At 39.1% G+C, this 23,928-nt stretch carries 18 protein-coding genes, 3 tRNA genes and 1 pseudogene; 10 read left to right on the forward strand and 12 right to left on the reverse strand.

The window, feature by feature from the left end:
• Nucleotides 1-9: 9 nt before the first annotated feature.
• From ACZ48W_RS01860 to ACZ48W_RS01870, 3 genes are all read right to left on the reverse strand, one after another.
• A complete protein-coding gene (locus ACZ48W_RS01860) occupies nucleotides 10-678 on the reverse strand; it encodes a M48 family metallopeptidase (protein ID WP_464829279.1) in 669 nt (222 codons plus the stop codon).
• Nucleotides 668-3,781 (reverse strand): type I restriction endonuclease subunit R, encoded by a 3,114-nt coding sequence (locus ACZ48W_RS01865; RefSeq protein ID WP_464829282.1) that lies wholly within the window; start codon nucleotides 3,779-3,781, stop codon nucleotides 668-670. Before ACZ48W_RS01865 ends, ACZ48W_RS01860 begins: the two co-directional genes overlap by 11 nt.
• A 91-nt stretch (nucleotides 3,782-3,872) precedes the next feature.
• Nucleotides 3,873-4,955: a Fic family protein gene (locus tag ACZ48W_RS01870; RefSeq protein WP_464830456.1), complete on the reverse strand. Its 1,083-nt coding sequence runs from the start codon at nucleotides 4,953-4,955 to the stop codon at nucleotides 3,873-3,875.
• A gap of 219 nt (nucleotides 4,956-5,174) precedes the next feature.
• Between ACZ48W_RS01870 and ACZ48W_RS01875 the strand changes: the two genes are divergently transcribed.
• Together ACZ48W_RS01875 and ACZ48W_RS01880 are read left to right on the forward strand one after the other, a co-directional pair.
• Nucleotides 5,175-6,452, forward strand: a complete 1,278-nt coding sequence (locus ACZ48W_RS01875) for an AAA family ATPase (RefSeq protein ID WP_464829284.1) — start codon at nucleotides 5,175-5,177, stop codon at nucleotides 6,450-6,452.
• Nucleotides 6,453-6,455: 3 nt separating this feature from the next.
• Complete coding sequence (locus ACZ48W_RS01880) at nucleotides 6,456-7,127, forward strand: RloB family protein (protein ID WP_464829286.1); 672 nt, start codon at nucleotides 6,456-6,458, stop codon at nucleotides 7,125-7,127.
• A gap of 11 nt (nucleotides 7,128-7,138) precedes the next feature.
• Here ACZ48W_RS01880 and ACZ48W_RS01885 read toward each other — a convergent pair whose 3' ends face one another.
• Together ACZ48W_RS01885 and ACZ48W_RS01890 are read right to left on the reverse strand one after the other, a co-directional pair.
• Nucleotides 7,139-8,362, reverse strand: coding sequence for a restriction endonuclease subunit S (locus ACZ48W_RS01885; protein WP_464829288.1), 1,224 nt, complete (start codon nucleotides 8,360-8,362; stop codon nucleotides 7,139-7,141).
• Nucleotides 8,359-10,581, reverse strand: a pseudogene (locus ACZ48W_RS01890) (type I restriction-modification system subunit M). Before ACZ48W_RS01890 ends, ACZ48W_RS01885 begins: the two are co-directional and overlap by 4 nt.
• Before the next feature lie 372 nt (nucleotides 10,582-10,953).
• On the opposite strand from ACZ48W_RS01890, the gene ACZ48W_RS01895 reads away from it, so the two are divergent.
• Nucleotides 10,954-11,325, forward strand: a complete 372-nt coding sequence (locus tag ACZ48W_RS01895) for a YbgC/FadM family acyl-CoA thioesterase (RefSeq protein WP_464829291.1) — start codon at nucleotides 10,954-10,956, stop codon at nucleotides 11,323-11,325.
• Between the two features lie 67 nt (nucleotides 11,326-11,392).
• On the opposite strand, the gene ACZ48W_RS01900 is transcribed toward ACZ48W_RS01895, so the two are convergent.
• The 3 genes from ACZ48W_RS01900 to ACZ48W_RS01910 all read right to left on the reverse strand — a co-directional run bounded on the left by ACZ48W_RS01900 (nucleotide 11,393) and on the right by ACZ48W_RS01910 (nucleotide 16,778).
• The gene (locus ACZ48W_RS01900; RefSeq protein ID WP_464829293.1) at nucleotides 11,393-13,963 is read right to left on the reverse strand and encodes a bifunctional aconitate hydratase 2/2-methylisocitrate dehydratase; all 2,571 of its coding nucleotides are present in this window, start codon (nucleotides 13,961-13,963) and stop codon (nucleotides 11,393-11,395) included.
• 145 nt (nucleotides 13,964-14,108) lie between these two features.
• On the reverse strand, nucleotides 14,109-14,510 hold the full coding sequence (locus tag ACZ48W_RS01905; RefSeq protein WP_464829296.1) for a hypothetical protein: 402 nt from the start codon (nucleotides 14,508-14,510) through the stop codon (nucleotides 14,109-14,111).
• A gap of 9 nt (nucleotides 14,511-14,519) precedes the next feature.
• Nucleotides 14,520-16,778, reverse strand: a complete 2,259-nt coding sequence (locus ACZ48W_RS01910; RefSeq protein ID WP_464829298.1) for an FtsK/SpoIIIE family DNA translocase — start codon at nucleotides 16,776-16,778, stop codon at nucleotides 14,520-14,522.
• Nucleotides 16,779-16,950: 172 nt separating this feature from the next.
• On the opposite strand from ACZ48W_RS01910, the gene ACZ48W_RS01915 reads away from it, so the two are divergent.
• From ACZ48W_RS01915 to hisS, 7 genes are all read left to right on the forward strand, one after another.
• A tRNA-Leu gene (locus ACZ48W_RS01915) sits at nucleotides 16,951-17,035 on the forward strand.
• A 24-nt stretch (nucleotides 17,036-17,059) separates the two neighbouring features.
• Nucleotides 17,060-17,136: transfer RNA gene (locus tag ACZ48W_RS01920), tRNA-Gly, on the forward strand.
• A gap of 13 nt (nucleotides 17,137-17,149) precedes the next feature.
• Nucleotides 17,150-17,224, forward strand: a tRNA-Gly gene (locus ACZ48W_RS01925).
• 205 nt (nucleotides 17,225-17,429) lie between these two features.
• Nucleotides 17,430-17,954 (forward strand): UbiX family flavin prenyltransferase, encoded by a 525-nt coding sequence (locus ACZ48W_RS01930; protein ID WP_464829300.1) that lies wholly within the window; start codon nucleotides 17,430-17,432, stop codon nucleotides 17,952-17,954.
• Between the two features lie 140 nt (nucleotides 17,955-18,094).
• Complete coding sequence (gene coaD / locus ACZ48W_RS01935; RefSeq protein WP_464829303.1) at nucleotides 18,095-18,571, forward strand: pantetheine-phosphate adenylyltransferase; 477 nt, start codon at nucleotides 18,095-18,097, stop codon at nucleotides 18,569-18,571.
• Nucleotides 18,571-19,146, forward strand: a complete 576-nt coding sequence (gene tmk / locus ACZ48W_RS01940) for a dTMP kinase (protein ID WP_464829305.1) — start codon at nucleotides 18,571-18,573, stop codon at nucleotides 19,144-19,146. The genes coaD and tmk overlap by 1 nt, the downstream gene beginning before the upstream one ends.
• A gap of 95 nt (nucleotides 19,147-19,241) precedes the next feature.
• Nucleotides 19,242-20,453 carry a histidine--tRNA ligase gene (gene hisS, locus ACZ48W_RS01945; RefSeq protein ID WP_464829307.1) on the forward strand — a complete coding sequence of 404 codons (1,212 nt, stop codon included), beginning with the start codon at nucleotides 19,242-19,244 and terminating at the stop codon, nucleotides 20,451-20,453.
• On the opposite strand, the gene ACZ48W_RS01950 is transcribed toward hisS, so the two are convergent.
• From ACZ48W_RS01950 to ACZ48W_RS01965, 4 genes are read right to left on the reverse strand one after another with little or no spacing between them, the layout of a single operon-like run.
• Nucleotides 20,450-21,028 (reverse strand): ABC-type transport auxiliary lipoprotein family protein, encoded by a 579-nt coding sequence (locus ACZ48W_RS01950; protein WP_464829310.1) that lies wholly within the window; start codon nucleotides 21,026-21,028, stop codon nucleotides 20,450-20,452. The genes hisS and ACZ48W_RS01950 overlap by 4 nt on opposite strands.
• Entirely contained in the window at nucleotides 21,025-21,978 is a 954-nt protein-coding gene (locus ACZ48W_RS01955) for an MlaD family protein (protein ID WP_464829314.1), read from the reverse strand. The genes ACZ48W_RS01950 and ACZ48W_RS01955 overlap by 4 nt, the downstream gene beginning before the upstream one ends.
• On the reverse strand, nucleotides 21,971-22,783 hold the full coding sequence (locus tag ACZ48W_RS01960) for an ABC transporter ATP-binding protein (protein ID WP_464829317.1): 813 nt from the start codon (nucleotides 22,781-22,783) through the stop codon (nucleotides 21,971-21,973). The genes ACZ48W_RS01955 and ACZ48W_RS01960 overlap by 8 nt, the downstream gene beginning before the upstream one ends.
• Nucleotides 22,780-23,886, reverse strand: coding sequence for an MlaE family lipid ABC transporter permease subunit (locus tag ACZ48W_RS01965; RefSeq protein WP_464829319.1), 1,107 nt, complete (start codon nucleotides 23,884-23,886; stop codon nucleotides 22,780-22,782). Before ACZ48W_RS01965 ends, ACZ48W_RS01960 begins: the two co-directional genes overlap by 4 nt.
• Between the last annotated feature and the right edge of the window lie 42 nt (nucleotides 23,887-23,928).

A 23,928-nucleotide genomic window follows, 5' to 3' on the forward strand; every position in this document is an offset into this window, starting at 1 on the left:
AATTCCTTATTATAAATCTAGAGTTGCCCCATGATGAGCCAACCACTCTTTATGCTTCATATAGTCAGGCATTAACCGTTTTACTTCTTTCCAAAAACGCTCATTATGCGTATGCTCCTTAAGGTGTGCCAGTTCATGAGCAATAATATAATCAATAACTCCCACTGGAGCCATAGCGATTTTCCAGTTGAAATTGAGATTGCCTTCTTTGCTGCATGACCCCCAGCGATACCCCAGTTCCATTACTCGAAAATCTGGAGCTTTTATAGCCAATCGCTGTTCAAAAAGTTTCAATCTGGAATGAATCTTATTTTTCAAATGATCACTATACCAATTTTTAAAACACTCTTTGGCTTTTTTTTGATGTTTGCTACCTAGCTGGAACCATCCATTTTTCAATTTTAAAGTAGTATCTCCTTCTATAATCTCAAGCCTGTAATGAGCACCCAAATAGTAAAAGCTTTCACCTGAGATAAACTTCTTTGTTATCTGACTCTCTTGATGTATCTTTTTAATTGCAAGTTTTTCCCATATCCATAAACGTTTTTTCCAAACCTGCTTTTCTATGTCAAGGTCATCTAACTCCAGAGGAGCGTTCACCACAATATTACCATCTCTTTCAATGGTAATACCAAGGGATGTACGGTTAGAACGGATAACATCATAATCAATTAGCAAGTTCCAACTCCTCCAGAGTCTTAGAATTTTCCTTAGTGATACTCATAAATTGCTCTTTGATACTTGATATATTTTTAATAAGTTGTTTTTGTTTTGTATTGGCAATAAGTCCAACTAAATAGTTTTCTAAACTGTTTCTAGAACTTTCTCCTGTAGCTCCCCAAAAGTCAACCCTCTGAATTTCACGTGAAGCCTGTTCCACACTATTGATAACAAGGTCAATAATCATATCACATACTTCATCAGTACACTCTTCTTCTCTATAAAAACTTTTAAAAAAATCATAATAAGGCATACACACTTCACACCCTATCTGTTCAAATACTTCCAGTAGTTCTCTGCCGCTTTGAACCTCTTCTTTGAACTTGGATAGTTTCTTAACCAGCTTATCCCACTCTCCTTTATGCTCGGCGATGATCTTCTCTAATTTTTCAGCAAGTGATTTGTAGTGTATAGGGTCTTTGTTTAGATTGATGCGAATCGTATAGCGTAATGCATGTTCCATCTCTGAAGCAACAGCTTTATTGGATCTACCCTCTAAAGCCTGTTCAAACTCATCATCAAAAATAGAAATGGGTCTTACTTTAGTTTCAATACCTTCACTCACTAGGTGTTCATTGATCAAAGCCTTTACCTTTGCTCCTATCCCCTCAATATCCAGTTCTACATCTCTGTAGCGTCGTCCAGCTTCATTTTTTATGAGTCCTAGAACCTTGACATCATCAAGGTAAAACTTCTTAATAGGATCTGGCAAAATAAAATCTATGAGTTTGGTAAATTCTCTAAACAGAACTTTGAACTCCTGTCTTAACTTTTCATCTGCCAAAAGAATGACAGCATCTTCCAGTGTGGTATCATCTATCTCTTCAATACCTTTTTCACTAAAGAACTGCATCACTTTTCTGTGTGACAATTCAAGCTGCGAAAGTTCTTCAGATTTATCAGTCATAATATCTTGAACATCTTCAGATTCATAATTGTTCAAAGCCTCTTTCAGGTGTGCTCCTACACCATAATAGTCAACTATCAATCCACAGGTTTTACCTTCATAAGTACGATTAACCCTGGCAATGGCTTGCAATAGATTGTGTGCTGTCAATTTTTTATCCAGATACATTACTTGCTCTATGGGAGCATCAAAGCCAGTGAGTAGCATATCACTCACCACAAGAAAAGCCAGTTGTGACGTTTTCTCTGGATTAAATGCCTCTTCACCTTCTTTAGCTTCAGTAGGGTTTATCGTAAAAAGAGGTTTTTTAAAACTTGCAACACTTTGTTTTTTGTGTGTTTTTGTTGTTAATGCCTTAGGAAATTCATCAGGGTTGTCATTGTGTTGATGGGAGATCACTACGGCACTGCTCAATTTACCTACAAGTGTTTTATAGGGATTGGTATCAGACATCTTTTCATGATACTCTTCTAATGCATTTTTGATTGCCTCATTGTATCTTAGGGCTGCTCTACGTGATGAACTTACTACTTGTGCCTTATATCCATTAGGAAGGATGTTCTCCACATAATGACGTACCATATCTTTAGCTATTAGTGCTATACGCTTAGGAGCTTCAAGGATATCGCCCTTGGTTCCATAACGCTTTTTGATCTCCTCTTGCTGTTCTTTAGTGAGATCTGCAAAAAGATCTTCAAACTTGCCATCAAACTCACCCTTATTCTCTATAGCATCTTTAGAGGTCATTCCTTCATAAATAATAGGTACCGTTGCTCCGTCAGCAACAGCTTGTTGGATCTTATACGTATCAATGTATGATCCAAAAGAGTTCAATGTTTTATCTACAGGTGTACCCGTAAATGCAAGTCTGACTGCATTGGGCAATGCTGTACGGAGTGCTGCTCCCAGCTTGGAGTACTGTGTTCTGTGTGCTTCATCGATGAGTACGAGGATCTCTTCTTTGTCACTCAGCATGGCATCATCACTAAATTTCTGCATCATTGTCATGGTGATATCACTTACATCATTGGAAAGTTTTTTTCTCAGATCATTGGCACTTGTGGCAACACCGATCTTTTCACCTGTAAGTGCTGCTGTCTCTTCAAGCTGCTCTTCAAGATCACTTCTGTCTACAATAAAAAGTATTTTATAGCTTTGCATCTCTTTGATCTGACGAGAGTGTTTAACAAGGAACACCATCGTAAGTGATTTACCACTTCCCTGAGTATGCCAAATAACGCCATTACGCTCCTGAATAGACTTAGCCTCCAAGATGCGTTTAATCGTCTTTTTTACTGCCCTGTACTGCTGATAACGGCAGACTATCTTCACTCTCTTCCTACCACTCCCCATGACCACGGTGAAGTCACGCATGATTTCAAGTAAATTTTGTTTGGTAAGCATACCTGCGGTTAGCATATCCTGCTCATCAGAGCCATACTGTTGCAGACTTTTTGGGTAAGGATCTTTCCAGCTTAAAAAGTGTTCCAACTTTGAACTGATTGTTCCTGCTTTTGCCTGTGTTCGGGATGTTGCTACTACAAAGGCATTGGTATTAAAAAGTTTTGAAGCTCCCTCGCTCTGCTGGGTCCCTCTGGTATTCATATATCTTTTGAGTTGCTTAACTGCTTCATGTATGGGGTCGGTAATATCTGGAGCTTTGCACTCAATGACAACCAAAGGAATCCCATTGACAAACAGTGTAATATCGGGGATGATAGTCTCCGCCCCATCCACCATAAACTGAGATACTGCATAAAAATCATTATTATCAACATTTTCAAAATCTATATATTTAACCGTAGGTGACTTTGTACCCGTTTCATGGTTCAGATCTACAGAAGTATTTTCTATAAGCAATTGTGTAGTAGAGAGATTGTTTTCAAAAAGAGAAGTTTCGTTGATATTGGAGAGTGTAGAGATCACCTCTTTAACCTGTTCGTCTTTCAGCCATGAGCCGTTTATCCGCCTAATAGCAGAAGTGAGTCTGTCCGTGAGTAGCACTTCTTTAAAACTTGTTCGCCCCAAAAGTGCTTTGTCTGTTCTGTATTTGTTGTCACTGTCATTAATGACATGGATATCCCACTCAAGTGCACTAAGCTCTTCTAGGAACTTCTCTTCAACATATTTTGCTTCTCTGATCCAGTTACTCATCTTTGACCTTTTTACCCATATCTCTACAATATAGGTAATTTTTTAATTTTTTTACCCATATAATGATCATATAGGTCATTTTTACCTCTTTTTACTCCACTGCACCATTTTGAAGCAGCCCAAAAAGTTTTTTATTGACAAAGTAGACTTCACGCCCTACCTTGATGCTTTCGAGTATGCCAAGCTTTTCTATGGCACGCAAATGCGTAGTCGCTGTTTTTCGTGTAATCCCAAGTTCTTCAACGAGGAAGTTTATTTTGGTGTAGGGATGTTTAAAGAGAAGCTCCAGCAGATCTTTGCTATAGATTTTCGGTATCTCTTCTCGCAATAGTTTCTTGTACTCTTGCATCAAGCGTGTAATTCCCTCAATGATCTTAACACTTTGCATAGATGTTTTTTCTACACCATCAAGCATATACATGATCCACTCTTCCCATGCATTGTCAGTACGCACTTCATTGAGTAGCCGATAGTAATCTGCCTTGTTTTTAATGATGTAGGAACTCAAATACAATACAGGCAGATCAAGTAGCCCCTGTAGCATCAGGTAAAGAATATTAATAATCCTGCCTGTTCTACCGTTTCCATCATAAAATGGGTGGATAGATTCAAACTGATAATGTATGACAGCCATCTTTACCAGAGGGTCATACTCATCCATTTCTGGATCATTGATATACTTTTCCAGATTGTCCATGAGTCTTTGGATATCTTCATGGTTTTGAGGAGGCATATAGACAACCTCTCCTGTTTTGTCATTTTTCAACATCGTACCACTTTGTGTTCTTATGCCTGCATTGTTATCTTCTAGTACCTGCTGTATCTCTACGATATCTCTTTTAAGCAGGAGCTTATGCTTTGTAACTAGATCAAATCCCTGATAGAGTGCTTCTCGGTAACGCTGTACTTCTTTAGCTGCCTGAGAAACATTGGCAGCATGAATACTCGCACGGTAGAGTTCATCATGTGTGGTCACGATATTTTCTATCTCTGAGCTGTCTTTTGCTTCCTGTAAGGTAAGCGCATTGATAAGGATGGTTTGGTTAGGTATGGAGCGTGCTGCACCTTTGAGTTCTGCCAGTGCTCGGTTGGCAGAGACTATTTTTTTAAGTACCTTTTTTGTTTCAAGGTCTTGGTCTACGGGTAGCGGTGTAGGAATGTACTCTTGGGTCATATTCATAAATCAACCTCTGTTAATATAGGTAACTTTTAAAATATTTTACCCAAATAATCACAATATGGGTAATTTTTTTGGTTTTTTACCACTAAATCAAATTATTACTTCAACAATTATTTCTTCACAATACATTTAAAATCAGGTTCTTGTAGTGTTTTGATTGACATATTTGCAAAAAAATGATAAAATAAGACATTAAATCATAAAGGAAACCATATGTTAGTTGATTTCAGGGTAAAAAACTTTCGTTCTATCAAAGAAGAACAGATTTTGAGCATGGTAGCTTCTTCACAAAAAGAGTTTAATGATACGCATACTTTTTCCCCAACATCTTCAAAAAACTTATCTTTGGTAAAAACAGCAGCTATCTATGGAGCAAATGCTGCTGGAAAATCAAATATACTAAAAGCACTTGATGCAATGCAAGATATTGTATTGGAGAGTGCTTCAAAGTATCAAAGAGGAGATAAAATTCCTGTAAAACCATTTTTATTTGATAAAGAGGTTAATGAACCTACAGAATTTGAGATAAATTTCATTTATGACGATATTAGATATCAATACGGATTTGCAACTACAAACATAAGAATTACAGAAGAATGGCTTATTGCATATCCTAAAACAAGACCTCAAAACTGGTTCGCAAGAGCATATGATGAAGAAGCACAAGAGTATAAATGGCAATTTGGAGATAAGTTAGCTGGACAAAAACAGGTATGGAAAGAATCAACAAGAAGTAATGCATTATTCCTTTCTACTGCGGTGAGTTTAAACAGTGAGCAACTAAAACCTGTATTTGATTGGTTTGCAGATAAACTTAAAATCACCGGTGTTTCTGGCTGGAATCCATTGTTTACTATGAGAATGTGTGCAGACGATAATTATAAAAAAGAAGTTTTAAAATTTCTGAAAACAGCAGATATGGATATCGAAGATATTGAAGTAGAAAAAGAAGACTTTGATCCATCTAAGCTTCCAGAAGATATGCCAGCAGAGATTAGAGATGATATTATTAAGGAGATGAAGGGAAAAGAAGTTATAAAAGAGGCTAAGTTTTACCATTTAGATAATTATGGAAAAAAGGTGGCTCTTGATTTTGATGATGAATCTGATGGAACTAGAAAGCTTTTTTCTTTTATAGGTCCATGGATTGACTCATTGGAAAATAGCAATGTGCTTCTTATCGATGAACTTCATGATAATTTTCATCCATTAATGGTGAAGTTTTTGATTGAAATGTTTCATAATAAAGATATGAATAAATCTAATGCACAGTTGATTTTTACTACCCATGAAACATCTATATTAAATCAAGAGACTTTTAGACGAGATCAGATTTGGTTTTGTGAAAAACAAAATAGAGCTACAACTTTGTATCCGCTAACTGACTTTAGCCCCAGGAAAGGGGTTGAAGACCTTGAAAAGGGATACTTATCTGGAAGATATGGTGCGTTGCCATTTTTTCAAGATATAAGTATGGCAATGGGGAAGTAACTCATGGGTACAGATGATCTTTTTTCTAAGCGTAAAGCTACAAAACTAAAACAGCTTCAAAGAGCCAAAGAGAGTAGAGAACCTTATGATAAAGTGCTTATTGTCTCAGAGGGAGAAAAAACGGAACCTCATTATTTAATAGCATTAAGAGATCATTTAAAGCTATCTCAAACAAATATCAAGATAGATCCAAACAGTGACTCAAGCCCTACAAGCGTAGTAAAATATGCAAAAGAATTGATAAAAGAAAGTATCAAAGATCCGTACGATCATGTATTTTGTGTGATAGACAGGGATCGACATGCTGATTTTGATACAGCAATATCACAAATAGACGGATACAGAAACAAAGATACTAAACTCCATGCAATTGTGTCAAATCCATGTTTTGAGTACTGGATACTTTTACATTTCAACTATACAACAAAACTTTTCGGCACAAGCGGAGATAGTCCATGTATGGATTTGATCAAAAATGATTTAAAAGTATTCATTGAAGATTATGAAAAAGGAGATAAAGCCATAATGCTGCCCATTATAAAGTCTGGGCTTGAAATGGCTGTAGCAAATGCAAAAAGGGCAAATGAAACTGCTAAAAGAAATGGTACTGACAATCCTACAACACAGATGGAGAAGTTAGCTGAGTACCTCAAAAGTTTAAATACCAAGAAATGATTTCTTAATCCTTAGACTTTAACCCTAACCTTTCCACTAAGCAGATCATCCATCAACCCTTTTTTCAACTCTTTGAGTTTAGCAAGATTTTTTTCTTCTGTTTCTATTTTTTTGCCTTGAGCTATCAGAATATTGGCTATTTTTTGTTGTTCTTCTAATGGTGCTAATAAAAACTTTAAATTATCTACAAGTTGTTTACTTAAATTTGGTTGCCCTGAACCCTGTGCTTGAAAAAGAAGTTTAGGCATATGGAAATTTATACTATATAGAATATAGTACATATCTTCTTTCATTAATGGAACAGCCAAAACTGCTTGATTTGAAGTTGCATCAATATCTAGAATGGCTACTTGTCCAGCTGTAGCACCATACATAGCTATAAGTATTGTATTATTCTTTATTAACTTTGCACTTGAATTAATAAGACCTTCATTTGTAATAGACTCTTCTGTTTTGTTTATTCTGGTTTGATTAACTTCTCCAGATTTAACCCAAGGAATATCTCCACCATAATATGATTCTTCATCACGATTAGGAGTTCCACCAGCAAAAGTTCTACTAATATTCCCTAAACAACTCACCTCCCACCCCTCAGGAATCAACCCAAGTTCACTCTCTTTATACTTATGTGTTTGGGGGCTACGGATCTTTCCGTTTTGGTCGATGCCGTTGGTAAGCAGGTCGTGCATCAAACCTTTTTTGATATTTCTCTCTTTTGCTATGAGCTTTTGTGTGGCTTCGATGGCTTGATCGAGGGTGGATAGGATTTTGGCGATTTTTTGCTGTTCTTTAGTATCAATAGGATATTTAATTTTTATAACATCAAAATCATTTTTACCTACAGCCAAAAATGTACTTCCTTGTGACAATCTATCTAGTTGCCTTTTTTCTTTAAATAAAACATAGAAGCCATAAGAAGGATCGATTTTATTAACTGTTAATGATGCTAATCCTCTACCTATGCAATATTCTTTATCTGCAATATTCATATCTCCAACTGGAGCACGAACACTTATCAGGATGTCGCCTTGCTTAGATACTTTTTTTGGCTCAGTAACCCAATAACATTCTCTAGGATTTTTTTCACCAAAATCAGCATTACCTTGAAGAAAAGCCATTCCTTCTTGATTCTCATTCACATATGCAGAATCTGGTGATTGCCCCATATTTACTTTAGCTAATTCTGAAAAGTTCTTAACTTCCCACCCCTCAGGCACATTCATCACTTCACTCATTGATACCCAAGCTCCGTCAAAAAGCCTTTGATGGCTTTGGTCGCTTCATCTCGCTCTTTCTCTATCTCGCTGAGACTTACATGGTATTTATTCCAAAGTTTCTCTATGTCTGCGATGATGGCTTGTTTCTTTTCACCAAGATAACGCTCACCAAAGTTAAGGGCATCGCTTTTGAGCATATCTGCTACCAAAGCTTTTACATCATCAACACGTTCAAAAAGCTCTGCTTTGTTATCAGAAATTTTGTCACGAAGCACTGCTTTATCACTCTCTTCTTTGGCAGATTTGAGTTTTTTGAGTAGCTCTGTGAGCTTTTGGACTAAAGCCTTCTGCTCATCATCAAGTTGCTCTGTAAAAAACTGACTACCTGCAAGATACGCATCACTAAGAAGATTGTAGTGATACCCACTGCTTTTGATCGACTTGAGGGTAAATTTGTTTTTTACCCACCATGAAGCAAAGATACCCCGTATCTTGAAACGGTCAACTACAGGGTACTCCTGAGCTTCAAAAGCCTTTTCCATTAGTGCATAGCCATCTTTATAGAGCATCGCAATATCTTTACTCTCATCATCTATGAGGCTCTGGTACACTTCATACCAGTTAGAGATAATCTCCTGTACCATCGCATCTGTCTTTTGAAAGTTCTCAGAGCCTTCCAGCACTTCACGGATCTGTGATTTTTCTGTTATTGCATCTATAAAAGCGTAATAGTTCTCATCTTTTTCTTCAAATACAATCTCTGGAGCCAAAGCATAGCTGTCCATCAGCTTACTGTTCCACTCAACCTTTGGCACGCCTCCGTGAATGTGAGCTTTGACATCATGTGGCTCAGGTGGTGGTGTATTGTCAACATAACGACGGATGTTCAGGTTAAAGTCTTCTGCTTCTATCTCTTTGAGTGTCACTAAACGAGAGTAAGCAGGTATCTCCAGCATGTTATGATAGACAAAGTTTATCTTCTCTATATCTTCCGCACGAAGATGGTTTTGGTTTTTACTCTCTTGGTACTCTCTATCTGCATTGATAAAAAATACTTTGTCATCTTTTTTCGCTTTGTTGATGATGAGCAGAGCCGCAGGGATCCCCGTACCATAAAAGAGTCCAGCAGGTAAACCAATGACTGCTTCAAGTATCTTTCTCTCTTTGATGAGATGTTTTCTAAATTCCCCTTCTACACTCCCTCAAAAAAGTACACCATGAGGCATAACAACACCCATTTTGCCGTCACTTTTAAGTGAGGCAATCATATGCTGTACAAACATATAGTCAGCCTTTTTCCCAGACTCAGGCATGAAGTGGCTAAAACGCTCTTTGAAGGTGATCTCAGACTTTTTATAGTTCTGAGAAAATGGAGGATTGGCTATCACCCTGTCAAACTGTTGGAGCTGTCCATTTTTGGTATGTAGAGGCTTTTCCAGAGTATCTTCATTTTTGATATCTGCATCTGCTACACCGTGCAAGATCATATTCATCTTACACATCGCCCAGGTACTCGCTATGGCATCTTGCCCATTGAGTGAAAAGTCTGTAGAGTCATAGATCTCTTTGATGTGCTCCTTTGCCTGGATTAGCATACCACCACTTCCCACTGTAGGGTCATAGATGCTCATCCCAGGCTTGGGGTCCAGTATCTTGGTTAAGAGTGTTACCACACCTGTTGGCGTATAGAACTCTCCTGCCTTTTTCCCTGCACTGTCTGCAAAGTATTTGATGAGATACTCATACGCAGCACCCAGAAGGTCCGGGAACTCAAAATCTTCATCTCTTAGACGAAGTTTGTCAAAATGCTGGATGAGCTGTTGCAGTTTTGCATCAGATATCTTGGAGTTACCCACTTTTTTGTTAAAGTCTATATGCTTGAGTACCCCCTCCAAAGAAGAGAGATTGGCTTCTTCTATGGCAGCCATAGCAATATTGAGTTTTTCTCCGATGTTTTTCTTCAAGTGACGCAAGGCACTCCACTTAGCCTCATCGGGTACATTGAAAGCAAAGGCATGTGAAGCCATAAGTATCTCAATAGTCTCCTCATCATGCCCATCTTTCTCAAACCCCTGGCGTACTTTTTCATACTCCACATCATACTGGTCTGAGAGACGTTTCAAAAACAACATCCCAAAAATATACTCTTTAAATTCACTCGCTTCCATCTTACCCCGCAAGATGTCAGCCGCAGCAAAAAGGTGTCGTTCCAGTTGTGTAAGGGTTAGTTTTTGCATCTATGTTTATTCTTTCTTTCTAGGTTATTGATATGGTATTACATTAGTAGTTAGAAGCCACTTTTAAAAGATCTTTTTCTTTTTTTGATAGCTTTTTTTATAAAAATCGTTGAGCTGTCATCGGCTGCAAATAAATATCATGACGATTAGGAGACCCAAATTTTTAATTTTGTGTCACATAATTCCTTCATACCTTTTAATTCAATTACCATTATACCCTCAAAACTTGTTAAAACTTAACTTCTTCTTGGAAACCTCAAAAAGACTGGGATCAAAGCACGAGTCATGTATAATCTTGGATATATTCCGCATCACAGACCATAAGCAAAGGTGCAAATATCATCAGGTTGTCAAAATACCGGAGGTTTGAAAGTGAAAATACGAGTCTATTACGAAGATACCGATGCAGGGGGTATCGTCTATCATACAAATTATATTAAGTACTGTGAAAGAGCACGTTCCGAAATTTTTTTTAAAAGAGGAATGATGCCCGGGGAAGGTAATCATAATGGATTTGTAGTACGGGATATCAGAGCAAGTTTTTTAGCTACTTCTACTTTAGGTGATATGCTGGAAGTGACTTCCAAGATCTTAACATTAAAAAACAGTTCGATGATATTGCTACAAGAGATATTTAAAGGTGAAGAGAAAATCTTTTCTATGGAGGTTGTATTAGTTTATATCGATAAAGGAAAACCTTCTCGCATCCCTGATCATTTTAAAGAGATTTTTGCTGAATTGTAGCATATGAAAGTCTAAATGTAATAAAGAAGGCAGATATTTTATCTGCCTTAGAAAATGGAGAGTAAAACTACTCTACCATTGCTTCAAGATCTTCTTTAGATACTTTGTTAAAGTTCAAATATCTATAAACTTCATCTGTCATCTCCGGCTTGATCTTGTTTGGTACGATCTCCATATACTCAGCTGCTGTCGGTAACTTACCTTTAAGAGCAACCACTGCTGCAAGCTCCGCAGAACCAAGATAAACTTGAGAATCTTTACCAAGTCTGTTGTCAAAGTTTCTTGTAGATGTAGAGAACACATAGGCACCTCGACCAACTTGTGCCTGGTTACCCATACAGAGTGAACAGCCGGGGATCTCAGTTCTTGCACCTGCTTGACCAAAGATAGAGTAGTACCCTTCTTCGATCAGTGTCTTCTCATCCATTTTTGTCGGAGGACATATCCATAGTTTCGTAGGAACCTGTCCTTCACCTTTAAGAACTTCACCAAGAGCTCTGAATAGACCGATGTTTGTCATACAAGAACCGACAAATACTTCATCGATCTCTGTTCTTAGTCCAGATTCATGGATCTCTGTCAATGTTTTAACATCATCCGGATCGTTTGGACAAGCAAGAATCGGCTCTTTGATCTCGTTAAGATCTATCTCGATCACTGCTGCATACTCTGCATCACTGTCTGCTTCCAGAAGTTCCGGATTTGCGATCCATGCTTTCATTTTGTCAGCACGTCTTTGAAGTGTCGCTTTGTCTTCATATCCTTGAGCAATAAGCTCTTCGATAAGAACAATATTAGACTCAAGATACTCAATAATAGGCTCTTTGTCAAGTTTAACTGTACATGCGGCTGCTGAACGCTCTGCAGATGCATCAGAGAGCTCAAACGCCTGCTCACACTTAAGCTGTTCAAGACCTTCGATCTCAAGTACACGTCCTGCAAAGATATTCTTCTTACCTTTTTTCTCAACTGTCAAAAGACCATCTTTGATCGCCTGATGAGGGATAGCATTTACAAGGTCACGTAACGTGATACCCGGTTGCATTTCACCTTTAAATCTTACAAGAACTGACTCTGGCATAGTAAGTGGCATCATACCTGTAACTGCTGCGAATGCCACAAGGCCTGAACCTGCCGGGAATGAGATACCAATAGGGAATCTTGTATGGCTATCTCCGCCTGTACCTACAGTATCCGGGAGACACATTCTGTTCAACCATGAGTGGATAACACCATCACCCGGTCTAAGGATAAACCCTTTTCTTTCCGTCCAGAATTTTGGAAGTGTATGTTGTAAGTTGATGTCTGCCGGTTTAGGATACGCAGCAGTATGACAGAATGACTGAAGTACAAAGTCTGCACCAAAGCTGAGTGCTGCCAATTCTTTGATCTCGTCTCTTGTCATAGGACCTGTTGTATCTTGAGAACCAACAGTTGTTGCGATAGGCTCACAGTACACACCTGGCTTCACACCTTCAATACCACATGCTTTACCTACCATTTTTTGCGCAAGGGTAAAGCCTTTACCGTTGTCAGCTGGTTGTGATGGAGTCATAAAGATATTTCCTGCATCCAATCCAAGTGCTTCTCTGGCTTTAGCAGTCAACCCTTTACCGATGATAAGCGGGATACGCCCCCCTGCTCTCATCTCATCCGGAAGTGTATTTGGCTCAAGTGTAAACTCACTTACCACTTTACCCTCTTTCTCTATCACGCCATCAAATGGTTTGATCGTGATCACATCACCGGTTTCAAGTTCTGCTACCGGTGCCTGGATAGGAAGACATCCACTATCTTCTGCCGTGTTGAAGAAGATCGGAGCGATAATATCACCGATAACCACACCACCTGTTCTCTTGCCAGGGATACCAGGGATATCTCTACCCATATGCCACTGTACAGAGTTGATACCTGATTTTCTGGAAGAACCTGTACCTACAACATCACCGACATAAGCTAAAGGGTGACCTTTTTTCTTAAGCTCTGCCATAGTCTCAAGAGGTTTGTCCATTCTGTTCACAAGGAAAGAATTTGCATGAAGCGGTATATCTGCTCTTGTAAATGCTTCAGATGCAGGAGAAAGGTCATCTGTATTTGTCTCACCCGGTACTTTATATACAGTAACTGTGATCTCTTTTTCAAGTTCAGGTTTGTTTGTGAACCACTCGGCGTTTGCCCAGGACTCTACCACTTCTTTTGCGAAAGAGTTTCCTTCATCCATAAGATCTTTTACATCATTAAAGGCATCATAAACCAAAATAGTATTCTTAAGTTCATCTGCAGCCGCCTGTGCCACTTCTACATGCTCTGATTTAAGTGCTTCAACAAGTGGACCGACATTGAATCCGCCCAGCATACTTCCAAGGATCTTGACAGCATCCACTTTCGTAAGTGCTTTACAGTGTGCATCACCTACAACAATAGCATTTAAAAATGCTGCTTTTACATATGCAGCATCATCAACACCGGCAGGTACATGGTTTTTCAACAGATCCAGAAGGTATGCCTCCTCAATGATCGGATCTGCTTTCAATAGTTCTACAAGCTCTGCAACTTGTTCTGTTGTCAATGCCAATGGCGGTACACCAAGCTTTGCTCTCTCTTCAGTATGTGCTTTATATTCTTCGATTAAGGCCATATTTGGTCTCCTGTTAGTTTATAATTTGTGAATTAATTCTAGCGAATTAGATGTTTAAGCTACTTTGAATAAGAAGAGGAAATACTTGAGATAAGATAGATGTATCGGATAGTTACAAAGAAATGGGTAATTTCTTACCCATACACTATTTGTCTTTTTTCCTAAAAAGATGATACTGCTCTTTTTTGAGTAGTTTCTCTACATATTCCGGATCTGCTTTATTCACATTTTTCCATATACCGGAAGGCATTCGCACTTCCAATCTGCTTTTCTCTCTGCATTTAATGATCTTTTTAACAGAAAGTACTTTTTTTACAGGAGAAAAATCCTCCTTGGAAAGATCAACATCATCTCTATAGAACATCGTTTGTTTCTTGAAGTTACCCCATCCGGGTATACCTTCATCTGTATAAGGTACTTCATAGCCATTGTTGAACTCGACCATAATAGAGTAAAAACTATCAGGAAAAACATTTACTATTTTTCCTTTTCCAAAAATAAGTCCATAGACTTTATCACCTTTTTTCGCTTTTGAAAAATACGCCATTCTGTCTCCTTATAAGATCTCTCTGTTGCCTTTTGCATTCGGTGCGCTCAATACACCTTTTGCTTCAAGCTGTTCTATGATATTTGCCGATCTATTATACCCTATCTGTAACTTTCGTTGCAAGTAAGAGATAGAGGTTTTTTGGTCCGTAAGTACTACGGATTTTGCCTCTTCATAAAGTGGATCCAGATCTACTTCCGCACTAGCACCTTCAGAGGCATTGGCACCACCGGCCACCAAGTAACTTTCGTCATACTCCGGCTCACGTTGTGCTTTCAGATACTCTACTATCTCTTCTACCTCCTCTTCTGTATTCCAAGGGGCATGAAGTCTTACCAGTCCAGTTGCTCCGGGAGGTGTAAACAGACCGTCTCCCCGGCCAAGTAGACTCTCGGCACCCATCGCATCCAAGATGACCTTGGAATCGATACGCTGCCCTACCCTGTAACTCAGTCTTGAGGGCAAGTTCGCTTTAATAAGCCCTGTCACAACATCCACACTTGGTCTTTGCGTTGCCACAATGAGGTGAATACCGCTTGCCCTTGCCATCTGTGCCAGTCTGGCAATAGAATACTCTACCTCTTTACCCCCGTTCATCATAAGGTCAGCAAGTTCATCGATGATAATAACGATAAAAGGGAATGGCTCGGCAGAACCGTCTTTTTTAACTTTTTCATTATAATTATCTATATTCTTCGTACGGTTATCCGCCATCAGTTTATAACGACGCTCCATTTCATGCACCATATTTGCCAATGCTGCGATTGCCTTTTTGGCTTCGATGATCACTGGTGTAAGCAGGTGTGGAATATCATTGTAGATAGAAAACTCCAGCATCTTAGGATCAATAAGCATCAACTTAAGTTGGTCTGGGTCATTTCTGTACAGAAGCGAAAGTATCATCGCATTGATCCCTACAGATTTACCGGAACCTGTGGTACCGGCTATAAGTAGATGAGGAAGCTTTTTGATATCTGTAATGAACGGATTGCCCACGATGTCCTTTCCTAATGCCACAGTCAGTGGGGAACTGGACTCTTTAAAGAGATTACTCTCTAAAATTTCACGCAGGTAGATCGTATCTATCTTTTCATTGGGTATCTCTATTCCTACAACATCACGTCCCGGAATAGGTGCCTGAATACGTATGGTCTCTGCACTCAGTGCCATAGCAAGATCATCTTGCAAACCTAAAATTTTAGAGACTTTTACATTGGGTGCCGGCTTAAACTCAAAAGTCGTAACAAGTGGCCCGCTGTAAGTACGCACTACATCACCATCAACTTTGAATTGTTGTAATTTAGTAAGTAACTCTTCTATCTTTCTGTCAATCTCTGCTTCATTGACTTTTTTAGTTGTTTTTGGTGCTTTTTGCAAGAAGTCAAGTTTCGGCAGCTTAAAGTTCTTTGGCTTTGCCACCTTTCCTCTCTCTATCTGATCTAACAGTTTGGAGTTCTCTTCCAACTCTTCTACGATCTCAACACCTGAAGTACTGCTGGATTTTGAAGACTTTTTATGAGACTCAAGTGTCTCTTCATATTCATGTTCAAGTTCCAAGATCTCATTGAGCACGGGATCATCCATCTTTTCACTGACATCAATGATGTTTTTCTCTTCAGGCTTGGGCAGGGATTTTCCACTTGTTGCTTTTTTTACTGCCGGCTTTTTAACTGTCCGTCTTCTCTTAGGTTTTTCATCTGATGTTTCAAGTATAGGCATCATTTCATCTTCCAATGCAGGAGAGGAGAAAGGGTTGGTAAATATCTTTTTCAAAACAGATCTTACACCGGCAAAGAATTTTCTCACCCCTGTAGTAAGTGGTGCCAAGCTAAAGCCTTTTATCTTTAAGTCTTTAGGAGAGAAATCATCATCAAGTATAAAAACCAGCGAGAGTGCCATGATCATCAACCAAAACAGCCAGAGTCCGGCTTTTCCTATGAGTGGCTGTAGAAACTCAACTATCTGAGTACCGATGAAACCTGCATTTTTAAGTTCAAGCACCAAAGATTCAAAGATGATGAGTGCGATGAAAAAGAGTATCCACCCCAAATAGAAGTCAATATCTTTTCGTACAGAGGCATTGGTATAGAGTTTATAAAGCGGGTAAAAAAGAACCAAGATATTGACATAGGCAAAGTACCCAAAAAGATGTAGATTCGTATCGCCTACTATCTTTCCAATATTCCCTACCAAAGCAGTCTCATGGAATAGTGTTGAAAAGGCACCGTAGATAAAAAGTATAGCTGTGATAATAATCGTAATTTTCAAAAACATGACCTTGATATTAATTAATGAAGATATTATAACGTATAAAGTTTAGTGAGCTATTAAAAACTGTCATATTGTCATTTTTTTATACTTTATCTACTTTACTAAACCTGATTTAAGCTCTCTAAGAGTAGAATTCCATCTACATTTTCATATTGAATTTGTAACAGATGCCGCAGTGATGGAACTGGTAGACTTGGTAGACTCAAAATCTTCTGCCTTCGGGCGTGTCGGTTCGAATCCGACCTGCGGTACCACTTTAACTTCGATGTTAAATTTATGCGGGAATAGCTCAGTTGGCTAGAGCGTCAGCCTTCCAAGCTGAGGGTCGCGAGTTCGAGTCTCGTTTCCCGCTCCACTTTTACAATGTTGCGGGCGTAGCTCAGCGGTAGAGCATAACCTTGCCAAGGTTAGGGTCGACGGTTCGATCCCGTTCGCCCGCTCCATTATTTTCACACGCTTACAATCAATCATAAAATCCAAAAACTAATTTTCTTTTGCTATAATCCTTATTAAATTAAAAAAGCTCCGTCATTCTCGGGCTTGACCCTGGAATCCAGAAGTTACATATGGCTCAAACTATGGATCCCCGAAATGTATATTTTTAGGTATAAGCACGGGGATGGCGAATATATAAAATCAAGGGTATATATGAAACTCGTAGTAGCAATTACCGGTGCAAGCGGTGTTCAATTAGGCAAGAAGTTTGTGGACTATTTACCTGAGCACATCGAAGCACATGTAGTCGTTTCAGACAATGCCCTCACCGTTGAGTCTTTTGAGAACAAAAAAGTAACATTACATAGTTCTGAAAATATTGCAGCATCTGTCTCAAGCGGTTCATTTAGGATTGATGCAACAGCCATTATCCCTTGTAGTATGAATACTTTGGCAAAGGTGGCATGCGGTATCAGTGACAACCTGGTTACACGTGTTGCAGCTGTTGCACTTAAAGAGCAAAAGAAATTACTTCTTGCACCCAGAGAGTTGCCTTTTTCTGCCATCGCTTTGGAAAACATGCAAAAGTTAGCTACTTTAGGGGTTATCATAGCACCGCCGGTGATGGGGTACTACTCTGAATCAAGCTCACTTGAAGAGATGGAGAAGTTTATCATCGGGAAGTGGTATGATGTACTGGGTATTGAAAATAATCTTTATGAGAGATGGGAGGGATAGCGTTGAGCGTTAAGCGTTGAGCGTTGAGAACACATGAACAACATACTGGAAATTAATAAAAATATTGCAAAGCAATACCTACAATCACTATTTACTATGCACTATTCACTATTCACTAAAAAACTTCAACGGAGTTTTTTATGAGAAGAGCGATCTATCCAGGAACATTTGACCCTATAACCAACGGTCATTTAGACATCATCAAAAGAGCTTGTCATATGTTTGATGAGATCATCGTGGCCGTAGCAGCTTCCGAAGCAAAAAAACCTATGTTTAACCTTGAGCAACGCATACAGATGGTACAGGCTGCTACGAAAGATTTCCCCAAGATCAAAGTAATAGGATTTGATAATCTTCTGGTCAATCTTTCTGATGACCTTCAAGCCAATATCATCATAAGAGGCCTTAGAGCAGTAAGTGACTTTGAATATGAATTACAGATGGGGTATGCCAATGCTTCTCTTAAAAAAGAGTTAGAGACTATTTACCTCATGCCAAGTCTTGAACATGCTTTTGTAAGTTCATCTGTAGTACGTTCGATCCTGCACTTTAATGGAAAAGTAGACCATCTTTTAGCTGAGTCAACCCATAAAATGATACTGGAGTATAGAAAATAATGTATATTTTATTTGAAGGTATCGACACTTGCGGAAAAAGTACTCAAATAGAACTTTTGTCACAAAAACATCCTGAGATCATCATTACCAAAGAGCCTGGTGGTACGAAATTCGGCATAAAAGCAAGAGAAATACTCTTATCGGATTCTCTTGCCTCCAAAAGAGCCGAACTCCTTCTTTTCCTGGCAGACAGGGCCGAACACTACCAGGAAGTCATTAAACCCAATAAACATAAATTGGTCATCTCAGACAGAGGGTTTCTCTCCGGTATAGGTTATGCACTGGCCAATGGTGATTTTGACTTTGACGAACTTGTAAAACTCAATAAGTTTGCACTTGAAGATCATTTTCCTGATAGAGTTATTCTATTCTTGACCGACATGGAGACACTTCAGGAAAGAACCTCCCAAAAGAGTCTTGACGGCATAGAATTACGCGGTTTGGAATATTTGCTCAAAGTACAGGAACATATGAAGCAAAGCATACTTAAACTCGGTATCCCTCATCTTTTTATAGATGCTGCAGACGATATCGAAAGTATTCATCAAACGATACTAACCTACTTGAAGGTATAATTGCGTAATTTATTGGTGTGTTGGCAAACACACCCTACACAATATCCCCTCAAGGTGCGTTCGCCAACGCACCTTTGATAATACAAGGAACAAAAATGATCAACCCACTCAGAGGCATGAAAGACCTCACTTTTGAAGAGAGCCAACGTTTTACACATATTATCAACACGGCTACAAACATCGCCAAAAAGTACGGCTATAATTACATAGAAACTCCTATACTTGAGGAGACTGCACTCTTTAAACGTTCTGTAGGTGAGAGTTCCGACATTGTAGGTAAAGAGATGTATCAATTTGAGGACAAAGGGGGTAATGATGTCTGTATGCGTCCAGAGGGTACTGCCGGTGTAGTACGTGCTTTCATCTCTGCCAAACTTGACCGTCAGCCTGTGAAGCAAAAGTTTTACTACTATGGACCAATGTTTCGTTACGAAAGACCGCAGAAAGGTCGTCTAAGAGAGTTTCACCAGTTTGGTTGTGAAAGTTTCGGTGAAGCTTCTGTTTATGAAGACTTTACTATCATCACCATGATAAGCCAAATTTTCAATGAGTTGGGTATAGGTTTTGACCTTCAGATCAACTCACTCGGATGCAAAGTATGTATGCCCATATACAAAGAGAATCTTGTACAATCGTTAACTAACATCAAAGAGGAACTTTGTGAAGATTGTAATCGTCGAATCGGTACGAATCCTATCCGTGTACTTGACTGCAAAAATGGAAAATGCCAGTCACTCCTGGTAGAGTCACCAAAACTCATCAACTACCTTTGCGAAGAGTGTGATCCGGACTTCAATAAACTTACTGCCCTATTGGACAAAGCAGGTATCAACTACAACATAGATACAAATCTTGTCAGAGGACTGGACTACTACGGCAAGACAGCCTTTGAGTTCGTCAGCAACGAGATAGGTGCACAATCAGCCATCGCTGGCGGCGGACGCTACGACAGGCTCGTAGAGTTCCTGGACGGTAAACCAACACCAGCTGTAGGTTTTGCCATAGGAATTGAACGTATCATGGAACTTGTGCAGATGCCGGAAACTAAAAGAGAAGGCATCTATATGGGTGCTATGACCCCAGAAGCCGTAGAAGTCCTCTTCCCGCTGGCAACACGCAAACGCTTAGAGCAGAAAGTAACTCTAGAGTACAGTTCTAAAGGTTTCAAAAGCCACATGAAAGGTGCAGACAAAGTAAATGCACGCTATGCTGTTCTCATAGGTGAAGATGAACTGAAAAACGGTACGGTTTGGGTGAAGGATCTGGAGAGCAAGGAAGAGAAAACTGTTCTGCTTGGGGAGTTTTAACGCAACCACCCCACCAAGTCTCTACTCAACCTGGCCATCGCCCTATTGGTTGCTTCTACATACCCTTTGGCATTAGTAGTTGTTGTATCTTCTTTATAACTGAACCTTTTGGTTTTTATGAGCCTTCCCGTATCTGTATTTATGAGACTGAACTGTATGGAAATTATGGCATAAGAGGCATCGCCTCTTACATGATGGGAAAAGTCAAAGATACTGCTCTCAAGTCTAAGGTCTTCTCCGGCTGTCGATTCATAAGGGAGCACTGCCTTGAAAAGTCTGCTTTGGTCCAGACACTGGATAATATTGCCTTGCAAAAGTTTACCGATATTATTCGACCATTGGGAGTTTTGATACACTCCCTGTTCACTGGCACTGTATGAATAATTCATTTTATCGGAGATCTTCTCTTTCAGTGTTTGAGGGAATGAGACTTTCAGTGTTTTATTCCGGTATTTACTATAAGAAACCGGTGTAATACCCTCTGCACCGAATGTATATATTTTTAATGGCGGTACCTCTTTCAGACTGCATGCAGTCAGTATAAATATACTTGCGACAATTAAATACTTCTTCATTCTCCCGGTCCTTGTCTTTTTCTTCTTGATTTGAACAATACATCACTTGGACTTTGTTCAAATTCTCTTGCGAGATCATTGATCTGATTGGATACGATACCTATGTCCACAAGTAATGGCTCAAAGATCTTTTTAACATTATAGTCCCCTCTGTCCAGACTTTTTTCTACTTTGAGTGTAACACGGTTGAAATTCCTTACTGTCTGCATAAGCTTTTCAACAGTAGGAACCGTTACTTTTTTGATATCCCCAAAGTCTTTTCTCATATACTCAAAATCTTTCGTCGCTTCCTCGAATCTTTTGGTCAGATTTAACATAGAACTCCTGAACTCTCTCAGTGTCATATCCACTTCTTCAAGTGAGACAATGGCTTTTTGCTCCACCTCTTTTCCTTTGGCTGTAAGTACTTCTGTATTATCAAGTATTTTACCAATGGTCTCAATATTTTTATCATTGAAAAGTTTTTGACTTTTTTCCAACAGAACATTAAGCCGTTCAGCAAGCCCTCCTATGCCCTTTGCCGTTTTCATAAACCATGAAGGTGCAGTAGGAATAACAGGAATATGCTCTTTCGTAGGTTCCAATGTTTTCGCACTATTGCTTCCTCCATCAATCTCTATAGATAAAAGCCCTGTAATTCCAAGCATCTGGGTATGTGCCACCATATCTTCTTTGATAGGAATGCCTCTTTTGATCTTGAGAAAGATTTCAATACGTTCTATGTTTTTGGGGTCAATACGTATCTCACTTACACGTCCTATATCTACACCTCGCAGTTTAACCACTGAATCTTTGGAAAGACCGGCAACAGATTCCGTCATAAAAAGTTTATAGGTATCAAACTCACGGTGTATCCCATACTTGGCAAGCCAAAATGCAAACCATATCAATCCTGCACCAAATAACAATACAAAAATCCCTACAATCGTATAATTGACTCTACTATACATGTTTCACCCTATTAACCCCTACCTTATCCAAATACTTTTGTTTCGTATACTCATTTTTAAAAAATTCTTCAACAAAAGGATGCTGTGATTGTAACACATTTTCCAAAGAACCTTCTGCCACCACATGCTTATCTGCCAGAACAGCCATCCTGTCCACGATACTGAAAATGCTGTCCAGGTCATGGGTGATCATCAGAACAGTAATACCTAACATATCACGCAGATCAACAATGAGTTTATCAAAATTTCGTGCACCGACAGGGTCTAGCCCGGAAGTGGGTTCATCCAAAAAAAGCAGCTTGGGCTCCATCACCAAAGCACGTGCCAGTGCAGCCCTTTTAATCATCCCTCCACTAAGCTCTGAAGGATAAAGTGCTCCTACATGGCTAGCAAGTCCTACCAGGTCTATCTTGGAGCGTACAAGCTTATCACGCATCTCTTTTGAGATATCAGTGTATTCTTTAAGTTGTACCTCTATGTTCTCTGCGATAGTCATAGAGGAATAAAGTGCACCAAACTGAAACAATACCCCCCACTCTCTCCGTAAGGCTTGTGCTTCTTTGAAACCTATACTGCTAAGTTTATGACCTAAGATGGTCATCTCTCCGGCATTAGGTTCCAAAAGCATGATCATCTCTTTCATAAGTACAGATTTTCCGGAACCACTCTCTCCCAAAATTCCGTAAATCTCATTTTTATCTACATGCAAAGAGACACCATCATGAATGGTACGCTCTCCAAATCGCGTAACAATATCTTTTACCTCTATAACAGGAGCTTGGATAGGCATTTTTTGCATACTCATATATCTAACTCCGTATAGATCACTGAGAAGAGTGCATCAAAAGCAATGACTAAAAAGATAGAGTTCACTACACTGGCAGTGGTATGAAGTCCGATACTTTCTGTGTTATCTGAAACCTGAAAACCTCTAAAACATCCTACTGCAGCGATAACGAAAGCAAATACAGGACCTTTTATCATCCCCAGAATATAGTGTTTGACTTCCAAAACCTCATAAAGTCTGTCTGTAAATTGACTGAATGAAATACCTAACTGCATACCTGAAGCAACCATACCGCCGAGTATACCGATAAGATCGGCAAAAAAGATAAGCAAGGGGAGAGCAATCATCAGTGCAAAGATCCGCGGCAGAACCAAAAAATTATAAGGATCGAACCCCATAGTCCGCATAGCAGCTATCTCTTCGGTGATCTTCATAGCACCTATCTCTGCAGTATATGCCGAACCGCTGCGTCCTGCAATGACAATAGCCGTGATCATAGGTCCAAGTTCTCTCACTATAGAAATGCCCACTGTATCAACAATGAAAATATCCGCACCGAACTTTGCCAATTGCACAGAACCCTGATAGGCAATGACCATTCCCACCAGGAAAGAGGTGAGTCCTATGATAATAAGTGCATTAAACCCTGACTGATGGATATGATAGACCATCTCTTTAAAACGTATATTTTTTGGACTTATAAGTGTATGAAACATCGTAACAAAAAGCTGGCCTAAAAAAGTAACAAAGTCTTTCAGGTCATCATACACTTCCAGTGTATCTCTCCCAAGATTTTCCAGAAATCCGTCTTTTCTGGAGGGAATAACTTTTTTAGTGCTCTTTTTTAACAGGTCATACATCTCTTTTTGATCTGCATTATAACCGATCACTTCCAGTTCTGCTGTCCGTTGAAAATATTCATAATATTCTATGAACAGCAAAATGCCGGCACTGTCAAAACTTGTTACTTCAGAGACATCCCAAATAATTTTTTTATTAAAAGAAAATTGCTGTAAAGTTTTTTCTATCTGTGGTACGGTTTTGAGTGTCCACTCCCCACTCGACACAAGCTTAATATACTGCTCCCGGTCTTCATACGATATAAATTCTTTAGTATCCATTGAGTCTATTATAGGTAAGATTAGATTAAGTTTTGCTATAAT

It is taken from the genome of Sulfurovum aggregans (assembly GCF_055385215.1).